The 14093-nt window shown below is 67.2% G+C and carries 18 protein-coding genes; 8 read left to right on the top strand and 10 right to left on the bottom strand.

Annotated elements, in window-relative coordinates:
• Positions 1-566: uracil-DNA glycosylase (locus tag Q0579_RS00735; protein ID WP_298808054.1), on the top strand; the 566-nt coding region annotated here is incomplete at its 5' end.
• Between the two features lie 256 nt (positions 567-822).
• Positions 823-1566 (top strand): glycosyltransferase family 2 protein, encoded by a 744-nt coding sequence (locus Q0579_RS00740; protein ID WP_298808055.1) that lies wholly within the window; start codon positions 823-825, stop codon positions 1564-1566.
• A gap of 47 nt (positions 1567-1613) precedes the next feature.
• Here the strand turns inward: Q0579_RS00740 and Q0579_RS00745 are convergent, their stop codons facing one another.
• Positions 1614-1841 (bottom strand): hypothetical protein, encoded by a 228-nt coding sequence (locus Q0579_RS00745; protein WP_298808057.1) that lies wholly within the window; start codon positions 1839-1841, stop codon positions 1614-1616.
• 86 nt (positions 1842-1927) lie between these two features.
• Between Q0579_RS00745 and Q0579_RS00750 the strand changes: the two genes are divergently transcribed.
• Positions 1928-2413 (top strand): metallophosphoesterase family protein, encoded by a 486-nt coding sequence (locus Q0579_RS00750; RefSeq protein ID WP_298808058.1) that lies wholly within the window; start codon positions 1928-1930, stop codon positions 2411-2413.
• Here the strand turns inward: Q0579_RS00750 and Q0579_RS00755 are convergent.
• Positions 2410-3255, bottom strand: a complete 846-nt coding sequence (locus Q0579_RS00755; RefSeq protein ID WP_298808059.1) for a type 1 glutamine amidotransferase — start codon at positions 3253-3255, stop codon at positions 2410-2412. The two genes, Q0579_RS00750 and Q0579_RS00755, sit on opposite strands and share 4 nt — an antisense overlap.
• An 87-nt stretch (positions 3256-3342) precedes the next feature.
• On the opposite strand from Q0579_RS00755, the gene Q0579_RS00760 reads away from it, so the two are divergent.
• Genes Q0579_RS00760 through Q0579_RS00770 form a run of 3 tightly spaced genes read left to right on the top strand, consistent with a single transcriptional unit; the run spans position 3343 to position 5079 of the window.
• Positions 3343-3759 (top strand): cupin domain-containing protein, encoded by a 417-nt coding sequence (locus tag Q0579_RS00760; RefSeq protein WP_298808061.1) that lies wholly within the window; start codon positions 3343-3345, stop codon positions 3757-3759.
• Positions 3756-4742, top strand: coding sequence for an SDR family oxidoreductase (locus Q0579_RS00765; protein WP_298808063.1), 987 nt, complete (start codon positions 3756-3758; stop codon positions 4740-4742). Before Q0579_RS00760 ends, Q0579_RS00765 begins: the two co-directional genes overlap by 4 nt.
• Positions 4696-5079, top strand: a complete 384-nt coding sequence (locus Q0579_RS00770; protein WP_366522242.1) for a hypothetical protein — start codon at positions 4696-4698, stop codon at positions 5077-5079. The genes Q0579_RS00765 and Q0579_RS00770 overlap by 47 nt, the downstream gene beginning before the upstream one ends.
• A 62-nt stretch (positions 5080-5141) precedes the next feature.
• Here the strand turns inward: Q0579_RS00770 and pncB are convergent, their stop codons facing one another.
• Together pncB and Q0579_RS00780 are read right to left on the bottom strand one after the other, a co-directional pair.
• The gene (gene pncB, locus Q0579_RS00775) at positions 5142-6446 is read right to left on the bottom strand and encodes a nicotinate phosphoribosyltransferase (protein WP_298808065.1); all 1305 of its coding nucleotides are present in this window, start codon (positions 6444-6446) and stop codon (positions 5142-5144) included.
• 23 nt (positions 6447-6469) lie between these two features.
• On the bottom strand, positions 6470-7327 hold the full coding sequence (locus Q0579_RS00780) for a glucose 1-dehydrogenase (protein ID WP_298808068.1): 858 nt from the start codon (positions 7325-7327) through the stop codon (positions 6470-6472).
• Between the two features lie 230 nt (positions 7328-7557).
• Here Q0579_RS00780 and Q0579_RS00785 point away from each other — a divergent pair, with 230 nt between their 5' ends.
• Entirely contained in the window at positions 7558-8415 is an 858-nt protein-coding gene (locus Q0579_RS00785) for a manganese catalase family protein (RefSeq protein WP_298808070.1), read from the top strand.
• Between the two features lie 129 nt (positions 8416-8544).
• Here Q0579_RS00785 and Q0579_RS00790 read toward each other — a convergent pair whose 3' ends face one another.
• The 6 genes from Q0579_RS00790 to Q0579_RS00815 all read right to left on the bottom strand — a co-directional run bounded on the left by Q0579_RS00790 (position 8545) and on the right by Q0579_RS00815 (position 13429).
• Complete coding sequence (locus Q0579_RS00790) at positions 8545-9870, bottom strand: AarF/ABC1/UbiB kinase family protein (protein WP_298808280.1); 1326 nt, start codon at positions 9868-9870, stop codon at positions 8545-8547.
• Positions 9871-10079: 209 nt separating this feature from the next.
• Positions 10080-10928 (bottom strand): DUF5694 domain-containing protein, encoded by an 849-nt coding sequence (locus Q0579_RS00795; RefSeq protein WP_298808072.1) that lies wholly within the window; start codon positions 10926-10928, stop codon positions 10080-10082.
• Positions 10929-10986: 58 nt separating this feature from the next.
• Positions 10987-11199, bottom strand: coding sequence for a hypothetical protein (locus Q0579_RS00800; RefSeq protein ID WP_298808073.1), 213 nt, complete (start codon positions 11197-11199; stop codon positions 10987-10989).
• On the bottom strand, positions 11199-11408 hold the full coding sequence (locus Q0579_RS00805; RefSeq protein ID WP_298808074.1) for a hypothetical protein: 210 nt from the start codon (positions 11406-11408) through the stop codon (positions 11199-11201). Before Q0579_RS00805 ends, Q0579_RS00800 begins: the two co-directional genes overlap by 1 nt.
• Positions 11409-11492: 84 nt before the next feature.
• The gene (gene fumC / locus Q0579_RS00810; protein WP_298808076.1) at positions 11493-12881 is read right to left on the bottom strand and encodes a class II fumarate hydratase; all 1389 of its coding nucleotides are present in this window, start codon (positions 12879-12881) and stop codon (positions 11493-11495) included.
• A 65-nt stretch (positions 12882-12946) separates the two neighbouring features.
• Positions 12947-13429 (bottom strand): ClpXP protease specificity-enhancing factor SspB, encoded by a 483-nt coding sequence (locus Q0579_RS00815; RefSeq protein ID WP_298808079.1) that lies wholly within the window; start codon positions 13427-13429, stop codon positions 12947-12949.
• Between the two features lie 74 nt (positions 13430-13503).
• Here Q0579_RS00815 and hisB point away from each other — a divergent pair, with 74 nt between their 5' ends.
• Positions 13504-14091: an imidazoleglycerol-phosphate dehydratase HisB gene (gene hisB / locus Q0579_RS00820; protein ID WP_298808081.1), complete on the top strand. Its 588-nt coding sequence runs from the start codon at positions 13504-13506 to the stop codon at positions 14089-14091.
• Positions 14092-14093: the final 2 nt, after the last annotated feature.

Raw genomic sequence — 14093 nt, forward strand, 5'->3', positions numbered from 1 at the left:
CCTTCCTCGATCCAGACTGTCATAGTCGATGGACCACTCAGAAGGGGGCAGCTCATCGCCGTATGCCGTTGTTCGATCCGCGCGACGGGGGTGCCGCCGCACGATTGCTGATCCTGCTCGAGACACCCGGGCCCAGCTTCGGCCCGAACGACGGTGAGGAGCGGTTCGTCTCGCGCGACAATGCGACCGGCACCGCTCGCAACCTCCATCGGTTTCTCGCCGACGCGGCGATCCCGCGCGCCGATACGATCCTGTGGAATACCGTGCCATGGATCGTGCACGAACCCGGCGCGCGCAATCGCCCGCTCCGCCGCGGCGAGGTGCGCGACGGGCTCGCCGTTCTGCCCGGCTTCGTCATGGCGTTGCCGTACCTGCGCGTCATCGTGCTCGCGGGGCGCGTCGCGCGCGAAGCCGAACCGGTGATCGCTGCCGCGCGACCCGGCCTGCCGATCCTATCGATGCCCCATCCGTCACCGACGATCGTCTGCACCAGCCCATCGATCACCGCCGCGATCAACGCCACGCTCGCGCGAGCCGCGGCGATCCTGCGCGTGATGCCGCGCTGACGCGGAACCCCGCAACCATCTGATCGGGCGGGGGAAAGCCGCTGCGCTTTCGCCTGACCACTGCGTAACCGCACGCACGCGCGGAGCTGCGGCGGACCGCATCGTTCTTGCGCTTTCCACCCCGCCGGACGCTTTCCGATCCTACGCCAGCGCGCTATATCTACATCAATCTCGCAAAAGGTTCCGCCGACTTCGAAAAAAGCTGCTGGGGGAATGTTCCCATCGCGAGAACCCCCTCGAACCATCAAAGGATGCCATGTACCTGCCGACCCGCGATCACTGCATCGACCTGCCCTTGCCCGCCTATGACGTTGTCATCCCATGCTACAATCGCGCGCACGTAGTTGCCGATGCGCTGGACAGCGTCATGTCGCAGGAACATGCGCCGACACGGGTGGTGCTGGTCGACGATGGCTCGCGCGATGACAGCGCACGGGTGATCCGCCGGCTCGCCGACGCGCACGCGAACGTCGAGGTGGCGGTGTTGCCGCGTAACGGCGGCGCGTCGAACGCGCGCAATGTCGGCGTATCGCTGTGCAGTGCGCCCTGGGTCGCGTTTCTCGACAGCGACGACGTGTGGTTGCCAGGCGCCGCGCGCGCGTTGCTCGAGCGTTCGGAAGGTCATGACATCGTCGTCGGTTTCTTCGCGCGCGTGGAGGACGGCGGCGAACCGCAGGCGCCCGAATGCGGCTGGTTCGGTGACGACATCCGCCACGCGCTGACGACGGGCGGGGTGATCGGGCCGAGCTGGGCGATCGTCCGGCGCGCGACCGTGACCGACGTGCACGGCTTCGACCCCAGTTTCCACAATTGCAACGACTGGGACTTCTACACCCGCGCCGCCGCCGCGGGTGCGCGGTTCGGGCGGATCGAGCGCTGCGTCGCGCTTTACCGTACCGTGGCGGGTGCGCGGCTAGTCAACGACAGTGCGATCGGCGCAGTCAACGCCCAGCGCGTATTGTCACACCCCTATCTGGCCGACCTGCTCGAGGTTGCCTGAACGAAGTGACGCGGGGCCATCCGCTCAGCCTGACGCGACAGTCCGCGTCAGGCCATGCCGCGCTCCAGCAACTTGCGGATCAGATTCCAGCGGCGGCGCTGGAAACTCGCCCAATGCGCGCGTGCGATGCGCCCCTTGACGTAGGTCATCGCGTCGGTGCCGTGGTCCACCTTGACCTGCTTGGCGCGCAATGCCGCGGCCGCGCGCCAACGATCGCGCGCACCGGTGAAATAATCGAACCGCCGCATAATCCCCTCTGCCGAGTCCCGCGGCATTGATACGGCTTCGGCCCTATCGCGGACAGCAACAGAATCTTACAAACGATCCGGAAGAATACTGATCTATGTTGAAGGTGTCGTAGATGGCCCGCTTCTTCACTGCCGACACCCATTTCGGCGATCATCGCACGATCAACATTCAACGCCGCCCGTTTGCCTCGGTCGGCGATATGGATGCGTTGCTGATCGCGCGCTGGAACGCGGTGATCGCGGTGGATGACGAGATCTGGCATCTCGGCGACGTCGCGCGTCGCCCGAACGACGTCGCCGTGCTGCTGGCACAACTCAACGGCACCAAGCATCTGATCCGCGGCAACAACGACCCCGACGCGACGCTCGCCGCCGCCGGTTGGGCGAGCGTCGCCGATTACGCCGAGTTGGAGGAGGACGGTCGCAGGCTCATTTTGTGCCATTATCCTTTCCGCTCCTGGAACGGCCAGTCACGCGGCGCGATCAATCTGCACGGGCACAGCCATGGCCGGTTGAAACCCGTGCCGCGCCAGTTCGATGTCGGCGTCTACGCGCGCGATTTCGCACCGGTGCGGCTCGCCGATCTGCTCGCACGCTAGACGCCCGCGCGAAGCGACGGGATGGCGGCGAGGAAATTGGCGATCTCCAGCCGCCGCCGATCCTCGTACGCGAACTCGTCGTCGACGCCCAGCTCCCAGCGCGCGGCGTGATCGTCGGGGTCGTGCTGGATGCGGTCGAGCAACCTGGCGCGCTGTTCGACCGCCGCCTCGTCGCTCGCCAACCCCGCCTTGACCAAGGAGGTACCCTGCGCGCGGATCGCGCTGGCAATTTCGCCCGGGCTCAATTCGGGATGATATTGCACGCCCCAGAACACGCCGCGCGCGTGCCGGATTTCGACCGCTTGCACCCGCGTCACGCCGTTGGACGCGAGCAGCGTCGCGCCATCGGGCAATTCCGCCACCTCGTCGGTGTGCACCGCCGCCGCGTCCCAGGCCGGCGCCCTTCCCGCGAGCAGCGGATGATCGCGCCCCGCTTCGGTGGCAGTGATCCGCCGCGCGATCGCCGCCTCCAGCCGCTCGGGCATCGGCCGCACGCGCCCGCCCGCCGCCGCGACCGCGACCTGCAATCCGGCGCATGAGCCGAACGACGGCACGCCGCTGTTGAACACCGCGCGCATGAAGGCGATCTGCCGGTCGACCTCGGGCACGTCATCGTAGACGTGCAGCGGCGATCCGGTCAGGAACACCGCATCGAACGCGGCGATCGCGTCGGCCCCCATCCGATCGCCATCGGGGTCGGCAGGCTCGACCCGCGTCACCGCCGCACCCGGCGCCATCTGCTCCAGCGTCGCCTGGAAGCTCTCGCCCGAACTCTTGCCGGCCCGCTCGCGCCGTTTGGCACGATCGTCCGCCGTCTCGCTTTCCACCACCAGAAACTTCACGCGCGTCCGATCAAATGATTGTTGCCGGGCAAATGAACGCTCGCGGACCTGCGTCGTTCTCCCCGCAACCATTCGAAAGGAAGAATGATGGCGATCTTCAACAAGGACATGGTCGAGCTCGCGAACAAGAACGAGCTGTGGCAGAAGGAAGTGTACCGCGACAACAAGGTGCAGGTGGTGCTGATGAGCATCCCGGCGGGCGAGGAGATCGGCATGGAAACGCATCCCGCCGACCAGACCACCTTTATCGTCACCGGCGACGCGCAGGTCACGATCGACGGCCACAACACCAAGGCCGGCCCCAACCACATGGTCGTCGTTCCCAAGGGATCGCAGCACAACATCGTCAACAAGGGCTCGTCGGCGCTGAAGCTGTTCTCGGTCTACGCACCCCCCGCCGAGCCCGAGGGTGCGGCGTTCAAGACCAAGGAAGAGGCCGAGGAAGCCGAAAAGGGCCTGCTCGCCAAGGCGACCGACGCGGTCAAGGACGCGATCGGCCGATGACGAGCCGCTCCTCCAAGCCTGGATTACGCGTCGTCATCACCGGCGCGTCGAGCGGCATCGGCGCGGCAACCGCGCTCGCCTTCGCGAAGAAGGGCGCGCACCTCGTGCTCGCCGCGCGCGGTGAGGCCGGGCTGGAGGACATCGCTGGTCGGGTGCGCGCCCCCGGCGGCACCGCGGAGGTGCGAACGCTCGACGTGACCGACGCCGCCGCGGTCGCCGCCTTCGCCGCCGACGCGCGCGCGATCCTGGGCGAAATAGACCTGTGGTTCAGCAACGTCGGCGTCGGCGTGGTCGGCAAGTACCACGACGTGCCGATGGCGGATCACGCCCGCGTCATCGACGCGAACCTCATCGGCCACATGAACGACGCGCATGCGGTGTTGCCGATCTTTCTCGCGCAGGACCGCGGCACCTGGGTCAACATGATTTCGGTGGGCGGCTTCTTCGCGACGCCCTATGCCGCCGCTTATGCCGCCAGCAAATTCGGCTTGCGCGGGTTCAGCGAGGCATTGCGCGCGGAAGTGTCGAAGCGTCCGCAAATCCACGTCTGTGACGTTTACCCGACCCTCGTCGACACGCCCGGCATAGACCACGCGGGCAATTACACCGGCGCGAAACTGTCGCTGCCGCCGGGCGCGCTCGCGCCCGAGACAGTGGCCAAGGCGGTGGTGAAGCTCGCCAAGCGGCCGCGCAACACGACCGTGGTGGGCGCACCCGCATGCGTGTTGAAGCTCGGGCAGTTCGCCGCACCCAATCTCGGCGCCGCGATGATGAACGGCTTCATGGACGTGTGGTCGGACCGCGCCGAGCCGGGCGAGGACAAGTCGGGTGCGCTCCACGAACCTCCTGCGGGTGCGAGCGGTGTCGAGGGCGGCAGGCGCCATCCCGAACGCCGTCGCAAGGCCGCGGTCGTCGCGGGCGGTGTCGCAGCCATCGGTGCTGCCGCAGCAGCGGCATTCTTCTGGCGTCAGCGCCACGACTGACCGTGCCGCCGCGCCGGTCACGCCCGACGGCCGCTACCTCGTGGTCCGCGGCCGGTTGTGGCGGCGGAGCAACCCTGCGCTGTCGGACGAGCGCCGTGCCGAGCTGGTAGCCGCGCTGATGGATGCGCGCCGCATCATCGGCAGCGCGGGTCGCGCCGGCGACCGCGATGCTGTCGCCGCCGCCCGCGCGCGCGTCCACGCGGCGAAGGTTGCGTTAGGCGAACGCGGTCCGGTGTGGTGGAACGACGGCGCACCCGACCTCAACCGGCGCATGGCGCGCAACACGCCTTATGCGGCGTGGTTTGCTGCGCTGAACTTGCCCAACTCCCCTCCCTGAAAGGGAGGGGAGCAGGTCGCGCTGTCTTGCCCCGAACCCTGAGAAGTAGCGTCACGTTACCGTTACACCGACACCGCCGCCTGCGTCCGCCCGCCCTCACCGAATATCCGCAGGTATCGCGCGATTTCCGCCGGGTCGCCGGTCGCCTTGGACGGATTGTCCGACAGCTTGACCGCCGGTCGCCCGTTCGCCGCGATCACCTTGGCGACCAGCGAGATCGGCTCCAGCGCATGCCCCCCTTCCGGATCGCAGCCGCGGAAATCGTTGGTCAGATTTGTGCCCCAGCCGAAGCTCATCCGCACCCGTCCCGCGAAATGGCGATAGGTCGTCTCGATCGAATCGACGTCCATCCCGTCGGAGAAGATCAGCAATTTGCCGCGCGGATCGCGCCCGCGCGCGCGCCACCAGTCGATGACCTGCTCACCCGCGGTGATCGGCGGCAGGCTGTCGGGGCGGAACCCCGTCCAGTCCGCCACCCAATCGGGCGCGTGGTCGAGGAACGCCTTGGTGCCGAACGCATCGGGCAGCACGACGCGCAGATTGCCGCCGTAATGCGCCTGCCATTCCTCCAGCACCCGATAAGGCGCCGCCGCCACGCTCGCGTCGTCGTCGGCGAGTGCGGCGAACACCATCGGCAGCTCGTGCGCGTTGGTGCCGATCGCCTCCAGGTCGTTGTCCATCGCCAGCAGCACGTTGGACGAGCCGATGAAGCGCGCGCCCAGCCCTTCCTTCAACGCCTCGACGCACCAGCGCTGCCACAGGAAACCGTGCCGCCGCCGCGTGCCGAAATCGGAGATGACGAGGTCGGGCAATTGCCGCAGCCGCTCGACCTTTTCCCACAATTTCGCCTTCGCGCGCGCGTAAAGCACGTCGAGCTCGAACCGCCCGCGTGCGCGCAAGGCGGCACGGCTGCGCAGTTCGTTGACGATCGCGAGCGCGGGGATCTCCCACATCGTCGTGTCGGTCCACGCGCCCTCGAAGTGCAGCTCGTACTGCCCGTCCGCGACGCGCAGATCGTAGTCGGGCAGGCGGAAGTCAGCGAGCCAGGCGAGGAAATCTGGCGCGAACATCCGCCGCTCGCCGTAAAAGGTGTTGCCCGCGAGCCAGATCAGCTCCTTCTTCGCGAGCCGCACCCCGCGTGCGTGGTCGAGCTGTTCGCGCAACTCGCGCTCGTCGACCACCTCGGCCAACCGCACCGATTTCGTCCGATTGATCAGCGCAAAGGTCGCGCGCACGTCGCGGTGCTCGCGCCAGATCATCTGCAGCATCAGCAGCTTGTAGAAATCGGTGTCGAGCAGGCTGCGCACGATGGGGTCGACGCGCCAGCTATGGTCGTACACGCGCGTGGCGATGTCGGTCACCGCCACGCGGTATGCTCCGTTCGGTTAGCTCAGAGGAACGGCGTACCACCCGTGACCGGGATTGTCGCGCCCGTGATGTAGCTCGCCTCGTCGCATGCCAGCATGACATAGGGCGGCGCCAGTTCGGCCGGCTGCGCCGCGCGGCCGATCGGGGTTTCCTGCCCGAACGTCTTCACCTCGTCCGCAGGCATGGTCGACGGGATCAGCGGCGTCCACACCGGGCCGGGTGCGACCGCATTGACGCGGATCTTGCGCTCGGCGAGCATCTGCGCCAGCCCCGCCGTAAAATTGTGGATCGCGCCCTTGGTGGTCGCATAGGCGAGCAATTGCTGCTTGGGCTTGTCGGCGTTGATCGAGGTCGTGTTGATGATCGACGACCCCTCGCGCATGTGCGGCACCGCGGCTTTGCACAGATAAAACATGGCATGCATGTTGACCGCGAAGGTCTTGGCCCATTCCTCGTCGGGGATGTCCTCCAGCTCGGCGAAGGTCTGCTGGTGTGCGGCATTGTTTACCAGCACATCGACCCGCCCGAACGCCTCCACCGCCTTGTCGACCACCGCACGCGCATGTGCGGGTTCGCTGATGTCGCCCGCGATCAGCACGGCGCGGCGCCCCGCATCCTCGACCAGCCGCTTGGTCTCGGCGGCGTCATCGTCCTCGTTCAGGTAGCTGATCACCACGTCCGCCCCCTCGCGCGCGAAGGCGAGTGCGACCGCGCGTCCGATCCCGCTATCGCCGCCGGTCACGATTGCCTTGCGATCGTTCAGCCGTCCATAACCAACGTAACTGTCCTCGCCGTGATCGGGCCGGGGATTCATCTGGTCGGTGTGACCGGGGATCGCCTGCTGCTGCTCGGCATAGGGCGGTTCGGGGCGGTAGGTCATGCGCGGCTCCTTGCGAAATGCGTCCACGCACAAGGGCTGGCGGCGCGATGCGTTCCATGCCCCGGCAGCCCTTCCCACCCTGTAGCAAGGGAAGGCGACTTGATCCAAATCATGCAAAAACAACGTCTTCGTTGTCGCGGCGCAATAAACTAGCGCGCCCTGGCCTCGTTCAGGACCACGGACCGGCGCGACGTCGCGCCGCGCCTTCCACGGTCAACCGGGAGCCCAGCATGTACTATCACGACAAGCGTTTGCAGTACCCCGTCACGGTCGAGAAGCCCGATCCCGCTTTCGCGCGAATGCTGCAGCAGGCGATCGGCGGCGTGGAGGGCGAGATCCGCGTCTGCATGCAATATTTCTTCCAGGCGTGGGGCAATCGCGCGCCGACCACCAAGTACCGTGACATGCTGCTCCACACCGCCACCGAGGAGATCGGCCATATCGAAATGCTGGCGACCGCGGTCGCGCTCAATCTCGACAAGGCGCCGACGTCCTTGCAGGAAGAAGGTGCAGCGGACGGGATCGTCGGCGCGGTGATGGGCGGCGGCAGCGCCAAGGGCGCGATCGAGGGCATGATCCACAAGAACCTGCTGTCGAGCGGGCTCGCAGCGATGCCGATGGACTCGGACGGCGTGCCGTTCAACATGAGCCACATCTACGCCAGCGGCAACGTCGCCGCCGACATGTACTGCAACGTCGCCGCAGAAAGCACCGGCCGCGTGCTGGCGGTACGCTTGTTCAACGCCGCGCATGACGAGGGCATGAAGAAGATGCTCCATTACATGATCGCGCGCGACACGATGCACCAGGAGCAGTGGCTTTCGGTGATCGAGGAACTGGGCAAGGAAGCGTCGATGCCGATCCCCAACTCCTTCCCGCAGGAGAAGGAAGACAATCAGAACAACTACAATTTCTACGTCACCTCGCTCGACGGCAGCTATCCCGAGGGCCGCTGGACCAGTGGGCCAAGCCTGGACGGCAAGGGCGAGTTCACCGTGTTCCGCAACGAGCCGCTCGGCGACGAACCGGTGCTGGGCGCCGCGCGCCCCGACAGCGGCGCGCAGGCCGAGCAGATCGGCAAGGCATGAGGTGATGGGGCGGCTCGGGTCTCGCTACCCAGGCCGCCCGTCCCGTCATCCCGAGCTTGACCCGGGTTCCCGCTGCCTTCTCCGACGGTCAACCTCAAACGTGACCCCGGATCAAGTCCGGGCAATGCGTCAGATCGCCTCACTCTCTCCGATCCGCGCCTCAACCATCGCGCGAATGTCCACACGCGCCTTCAACCGCGCGGCGAGCAGCGCGGTGCCGCTGATTTTGCGCTGGACGAACAAGGTGTCGATCGGCGGCACGTGCCAAGTCGATCGATCGCGTGCCATGTCGATCGCCTGCTCGCGCAGCACGCCGACGAACGCGCGGTCGCCGAAGTCGAATACGCCGGGCTGGTTGAGCTCGCCCAGGATCACGTCGATCATACGGTCGACCAGCGCGCGGTGCGCGGTCGCCGCTGCCTCGCCCATGAACCCCGCCGCGACCGCCGCCTCGCGCACCGCGTCGCGGTTCCCCGACAGCCCGGCGGCGAGCAGCCGGCGATAGCCCGCGCTCGTCTCCGACGGGACGACCCGCGCTGCGCCGAAATCGAGCAGCACTAGCCGGCCCGTGTCCGGTTGCCAGCGATAGTTCGCGAAATTGGGGTCGGTCTGCATTAACCCCCAGTCGAACAGCTCGCGCAGCACCAGCGCGATCAGCCGCGCCATCGCTGCGTCGCGCGTCTCCTGCGCTCCATCCTCCAGCGTCTCTACGGGCACGCCCGCGACAAAATCCATCGCCAGCACGCGCTCGGTGGTAAGCGATGCCTCGAGCGCGGGCACGACGAAGCCGTCCTCCCCCGCCAGCAGCTCGCCGTAGCGCGTCAGCATCGCACCCTCGCGGCGGTAATCAGCCTCCTCATGCAACTGACGCTTGGCCTCCTCCAGCAGCGGGCGGATATCCAGCTCGCGCGGCAGCAGCCCGGACACGCGCAGCAAGGTCGCGACATTGTCGACGTCGGCGTCGATGCTCTCCTTTACGCCGGGATATTGCACCTTGATCGCCAGCTCGCGTCCGCCCGGCAGCCGCGCGCGGTGCACCTGCCCGATCGAGGCGGCGGCGATGGGGTGCGCCTGAAAATGCGCGAAGCGGCGGCGCCAGCCTGGACCCCACTCCTGCGCCAGCACCGCGTCGAGCTGCTTGGGCGGCATGTGGTGCGCGTTGTCGCGCAACCGCGCCAGTATCTGGGAGAGTTCGGGCGGCAGCATGTCGCCCGCGTCCATCGACACCATCTGCCCGAGCTTCATCGCCGCGCCGCGTAAGTTGGCGAGCTGATCGGCGACGCGCGTCGCGTTGGCGGGAGTGAGCAGCAGGTCCCCCATTCGCGGCCGCTCACCGTTCGCCAGCCGCCGCGCGCCCTCCGCGACAACGCCGCCCGCGACCCCGCCCGCCAGCCGCCCGAACGCGCCGAACCGCGCGACGCGCCCGCTCGGCACGCGGCGCCCGCCGCCGGTCATCCGTTCCTCGTCAGCCACACGCACACTCCTTTGCGCAGCCAAACGTCTGGCGCGGCGCGAAGGGTTCGAGTGCCCGACTATGCTCCGATCTCTCCGTCATCCCGGGTCTGACCCGGGATCCCCCCGCCCTCTGCACGGCCGCGAAGAAGCGGACCCCGGATCAAGGCCGGGGTGACGTCGGGTGGAACGTCGAACGGCTCACCCGGCGCTCAGCACCGCCGCTTTGGCGCGGCGGGCAGGAAGTCGCGCGCGTCCGCCACGTTGAACGTGCCCGACTCGCTCGCATACGTCCGCAGCAGCGGCGCATGACCTGCACCAAAGATCACCACCGTGCGGTCGCCCGGCCGCCCCGCGACACGCGCAAGGTTGGCATAGATGCGCAGGTTGCGCGCGTGCCAATTGCCGACCCAGTTCGCGCCAGGATTGTCGCGCGCGTCGCCGAAGCGCGCGATCGTGTAATAGGGTGCTTCGTTGCGTCGCATCGTCTCAGGATCGGCATAGTGACGCAACCAGTCGCCGATCGTGGTGCAGCGCTGCCGCGCGCCGACCGCGTCCGCCTCGGCCTGTGCCTCGCGCTGGAACGCCGCCCATTCGGCACCGCGTCCGTGCGCCTTCATCCAGGCGGGAAAATCGTAATCCGCGTCCTTGCCCGGCGGCTCACCCATGAAATCGACCGCGTCCACCCGCAGTAAATTGAGCTTCGCCGCCAATCGCAAGCCCAATTGGTCGCGCTCGTCAGCGGTCAGCGCGTAGCGCCCGGCGCGGAAATCGGCGTAGCGCTTGTCCAGTTTCGCCTGGTCGGCCGCGTTCCATTCGACCGCGACGTGATTGGGGCGAAAGCGTGCGAGACGATCGACAACTACCTCGATCTCGCGCTGCCGCTCGGCGGTCAGAACATTCTCGACGCGCACATTGGCGATGTCGCGCGAAGGATTGTCGAAATGCCCCGATCCGACCACCAGCAACGCCGGCCGATTGCCCGAGAACGACACACCCTGCGCCATCACCGCGCCCGCGCATGCGGCGGCAAGCACCCCGCCGATCAGCCACTCCTTCATTCCCCCAACTCCCCGCTGCGCGTTCCTTGAAACACAGCGGGGAGGTGGCATCAACCCGTCAGGCGCGCGGCGGCACACCCGCGCGCGACGCCTTGTGACGGTCGTAGGCTTTCTTGCCGAGATAGGCGGCGCTCGCCGCCATGCCGAGCGGACCCATGCGCGACACGCCGCGCGTCAGCAGCCCACCGATGATCGCACCCTTCACGCCGCCACCACGACGCCGCTCGTTCAGCTCGCGACCGACCAGCGCACCCAGAATCGTCCTCAACATCACACAGCCTCCTTGATCCGGTCGCTCAGCACCGCGACGCCCTTCAACACGCCCCACCCGATCGCGTAGGTGACCGCGACCGGCAGAACCACTTTCAACACGTTGGCCGTGACGGCACCGGTCAGCGCGCCGTCGGCGACGCTGTCGTCGTCGCCCGACATCGCATCAATCGCACCGCCAATCAGTGCCCCAATGCTTGTTGCACCCATGAAACGATCCTCCTGCTCCAGGTTAATGACCGGCGCGGCTCGCGGTTCCGAACCGGACCTCCGTCATCTGATCGCTCGCGCTCGTCAGCGTCCGATCATCGTCTCGGGCCGCACCACGCGGTCGAACGTCTCCGCATCGACCAGACCCAGCGCCAACCCGGCCTCGCGCAGGGTCAGCCTCTCGGCATGCGCGTGCTTGGCAATCTTGGCGGCATTGTCGTAGCCAATCTCGGGTGCGAGCGCGGTGACGAGCATCAGCGAGCGGTCGAGCAGTTCGGCGATCCGCGTCTCGTTGGGCACGATGCCGGAAACGCAGCGCTCCTCGAACGCGCGCATGCCCGTCGCCAGTAGGTCCATCGAGCGTAATACGTTGCTGCCGATCAACGGCTTGAACACGTTCAACTCCAGATGCCCCTGCAACCCGCCGATCGTCACCGCAACATGGTTGCCCATCACCTGCGCGGCGACCATCGTCAGCATCTCGCACTGCGTCGGGTTGACCTTGCCCGGCATGATCGAGCTGCCGGGCTCGTTCGCGGGCAGGTCGATCTCGGCGAAACCCGAGCGCGGGCCGGAGGCGAGCAGGCGGATATCGTTGGCGATCTTGGTCAACGCCACCGCCAGCGTATTGAGCGCGCCCGACAATTGCACCAGCGCGTCGTTGCTCGCCAGTGCCTCGAACTTGTTGTCGGCGGGCACGAAGCGGATGCCCGTCAGCGCGGCGAGCTCGCTTGAGATGTCGCGGTCGAACTTGGGCGGGGCGTTCAGTCCCGTGCCGACCGCGGTCCCACCCTGCGCCAGCTTGTTGACGTCAATCAGCGCGGCGTCGATCCGCGCGCGGCACGCGGACAGTTGCGCCGCATAGCCCGAGAACTCCTGCCCCAGCGTCAGCGGCGTTGCGTCCTGCAAATGCGTGCGCCCGATCTTGACCAGGTCGGCCCAATCGCCCGCCTTGGCGTTGATCGCGTCGTGCAGGCTGGTCAGCGCGGGCAGCAGGTCGCCTCCCGCCTTGATCGACGCGGCGATGTGCAGCGCGGTGGGAAAACTGTCGTTCGACGATTGTCCGCGGTTGACGTCGTCATTGGGGTGGACGGGCGTCTTGCCGCCGCGCGTGCCGCTGAGCGCTTCGTTCGCACGTCCCGCGATCACCTCATTGACGTTCATGTTCGACTGCGTGCCCGACCCCGTCTGCCAGATGACGAGCGGAAACTGGTCGTCCAACCGGCCGTCGATCACCTCGCGCGCCGCCGCCTCGATCGCGTCGGCCTTCTCGCCTGCGAGCCCATGCCGCTTGTTGACGCGCGCGGCGGCCAGTTTGACGAAAGCGAGCGCGCGGACGATCTCGATCGGCATCCGCTCACGCGCGCCGAACGGAAAATTCTCCAGGCTGCGCTCGGTCTGCGCCCCCCAATATGCGTCGGCGGGAACCTCGATCGGTCCGATCGAGTCGGTTTCGGTGCGCGTGTCGGTCATGCCCGATCAAGCGCGCGGACGCCCAAGTCGTTGCAAGCGGCCGCGGAATACCCGCGGCACTCGTTTCATTTCTTGCGCTTGAAATCCACCGCGACGACGTTGGAGCCGTCCTGCTGCTCCGCGCTCGGCGTACCGTCGTTCTCGGCCGGATCGTGCCCGCCCGGACCGTCGCCGGGCCCCTCCTGCGCCTGGAACCGCAGCTCGAAGTTCACCGCGGGATCGTGGAACCCGGTGATCGCCGAATAAGGGATGACCAGCTTCGACGGCACCTGATTGAACGACAGGCCGACCGAGAATTTCTGCTCGTCGACGATCAGGTCCCAGAAGCGGTTCTGGAGCACGATCGTCATCTCGTCGGGGAACCGCTCGATCAACCGCTGCGGGATGTCGACGCCCGGCGCCTGCGTCTTGAACGTGATGTAGAAATGGTGCTCGCCGGGCAGCCCGCCCGATTCGGCCACGGTGTTGAGCACGCGGCCCACCACCGCGCGCAGGGCTTCCTGCACGATCTCGTCGTACGGTATCAGGCTGTCGGGCATGTCGCTCATCGCGGGTCACCGGTAGCGCCGTCGTTCGGCGGGTCAAGGTTGCTTGGAACCGCGGCTTCGCTAAGGAAGCGCCCATGCGGACCGCGACCATCAAGCGCTCGACCAGCGAGACCAGCATCGAGGTGACCGTCAATCTCGACGGCACCGGCGTGTACCGCGCCGCGACGGGCGTCGGCTTCTTCGACCACATGCTCGAACAGCTCTCGCGCCACTCGCTGATCGACCTCGACGTGATGGTCCAGGGCGACCTCCACATCGACGCGCACCACACGGTCGAGGATACGGCGCTCGCGCTCGGCAGCGCGGTGGCGCAGGCGCTCGGCGACAAGCGCGGCATCCGCCGCTACGGCGATGCGCTCAGCCCGATGGACGAAGTGCTGACCCGCGTCGCGCTCGACATCTCGGGCCGTCCCTGGCTGGTGTGGAAGGTGCCGTTCGGTCAGGCGACGCTCGGCATGATGGACACCGAATTGTTCGAGCATTTCTTCCACTCGTTCGCGCAGACCGCGGGCATCACGATCCACGTCGAACTGCTCCACGGCCACAACAACCACCATATCGCCGAGAGTGCGTTCAAGGGCCTGGCACGCGCGCTGCGCACCGCGACCGAGATCGACGGGCGCAAGGCCGACGCGATCCCCTCCACGAAGGGCGTGCTGTGAGG

This window comes from uncultured Sphingomonas sp. (assembly GCF_936927845.1).
Lineage (GTDB): Bacteria > Pseudomonadota > Alphaproteobacteria > Sphingomonadales > Sphingomonadaceae > Sphingomonas.

Excerpts from the sequence above, each read along its gene's own strand:
- Q0579_RS00740 (WP_298808055.1), top strand. The coding sequence starts at position 823 with ATGTACCTGCCGACCCGCGATCACTGCATCGACCTGCCCTTGCCCGCC.
- Q0579_RS00745 (WP_298808057.1), bottom strand. The coding sequence starts at position 1,841 with ATGCCGCGGGACTCGGCAGAGGGGATTATGCGGCGGTTCGATTATTTC.
- Q0579_RS00750 (WP_298808058.1), top strand. The coding sequence starts at position 1,928 with ATGGCCCGCTTCTTCACTGCCGACACCCATTTCGGCGATCATCGCACG.
- Q0579_RS00760 (WP_298808061.1), top strand. The coding sequence starts at position 3,343 with ATGGCGATCTTCAACAAGGACATGGTCGAGCTCGCGAACAAGAACGAG.
- Q0579_RS00765 (WP_298808063.1), top strand. The coding sequence starts at position 3,756 with ATGACGAGCCGCTCCTCCAAGCCTGGATTACGCGTCGTCATCACCGGC.
- Q0579_RS00780 (WP_298808068.1), bottom strand. The coding sequence starts at position 7,327 with ATGACCTACCGCCCCGAACCGCCCTATGCCGAGCAGCAGCAGGCGATC.
- Q0579_RS00785 (WP_298808070.1), top strand. The coding sequence starts at position 7,558 with ATGTACTATCACGACAAGCGTTTGCAGTACCCCGTCACGGTCGAGAAG.
- Q0579_RS00790 (WP_298808280.1), bottom strand. The coding sequence starts at position 9,870 with ATGACCGGCGGCGGGCGCCGCGTGCCGAGCGGGCGCGTCGCGCGGTTC.
- Q0579_RS00795 (WP_298808072.1), bottom strand. The coding sequence starts at position 10,928 with ATGAAGGAGTGGCTGATCGGCGGGGTGCTTGCCGCCGCATGCGCGGGC.
- Q0579_RS00800 (WP_298808073.1), bottom strand. The coding sequence starts at position 11,199 with ATGTTGAGGACGATTCTGGGTGCGCTGGTCGGTCGCGAGCTGAACGAG.
- Q0579_RS00805 (WP_298808074.1), bottom strand. The coding sequence starts at position 11,408 with ATGGGTGCAACAAGCATTGGGGCACTGATTGGCGGTGCGATTGATGCG.
- fumC (WP_298808076.1), bottom strand. The coding sequence starts at position 12,881 with ATGACCGACACGCGCACCGAAACCGACTCGATCGGACCGATCGAGGTT.
- Q0579_RS00815 (WP_298808079.1), bottom strand. The coding sequence starts at position 13,429 with ATGAGCGACATGCCCGACAGCCTGATACCGTACGACGAGATCGTGCAG.
- hisB (WP_298808081.1), top strand. The coding sequence starts at position 13,504 with ATGCGGACCGCGACCATCAAGCGCTCGACCAGCGAGACCAGCATCGAG.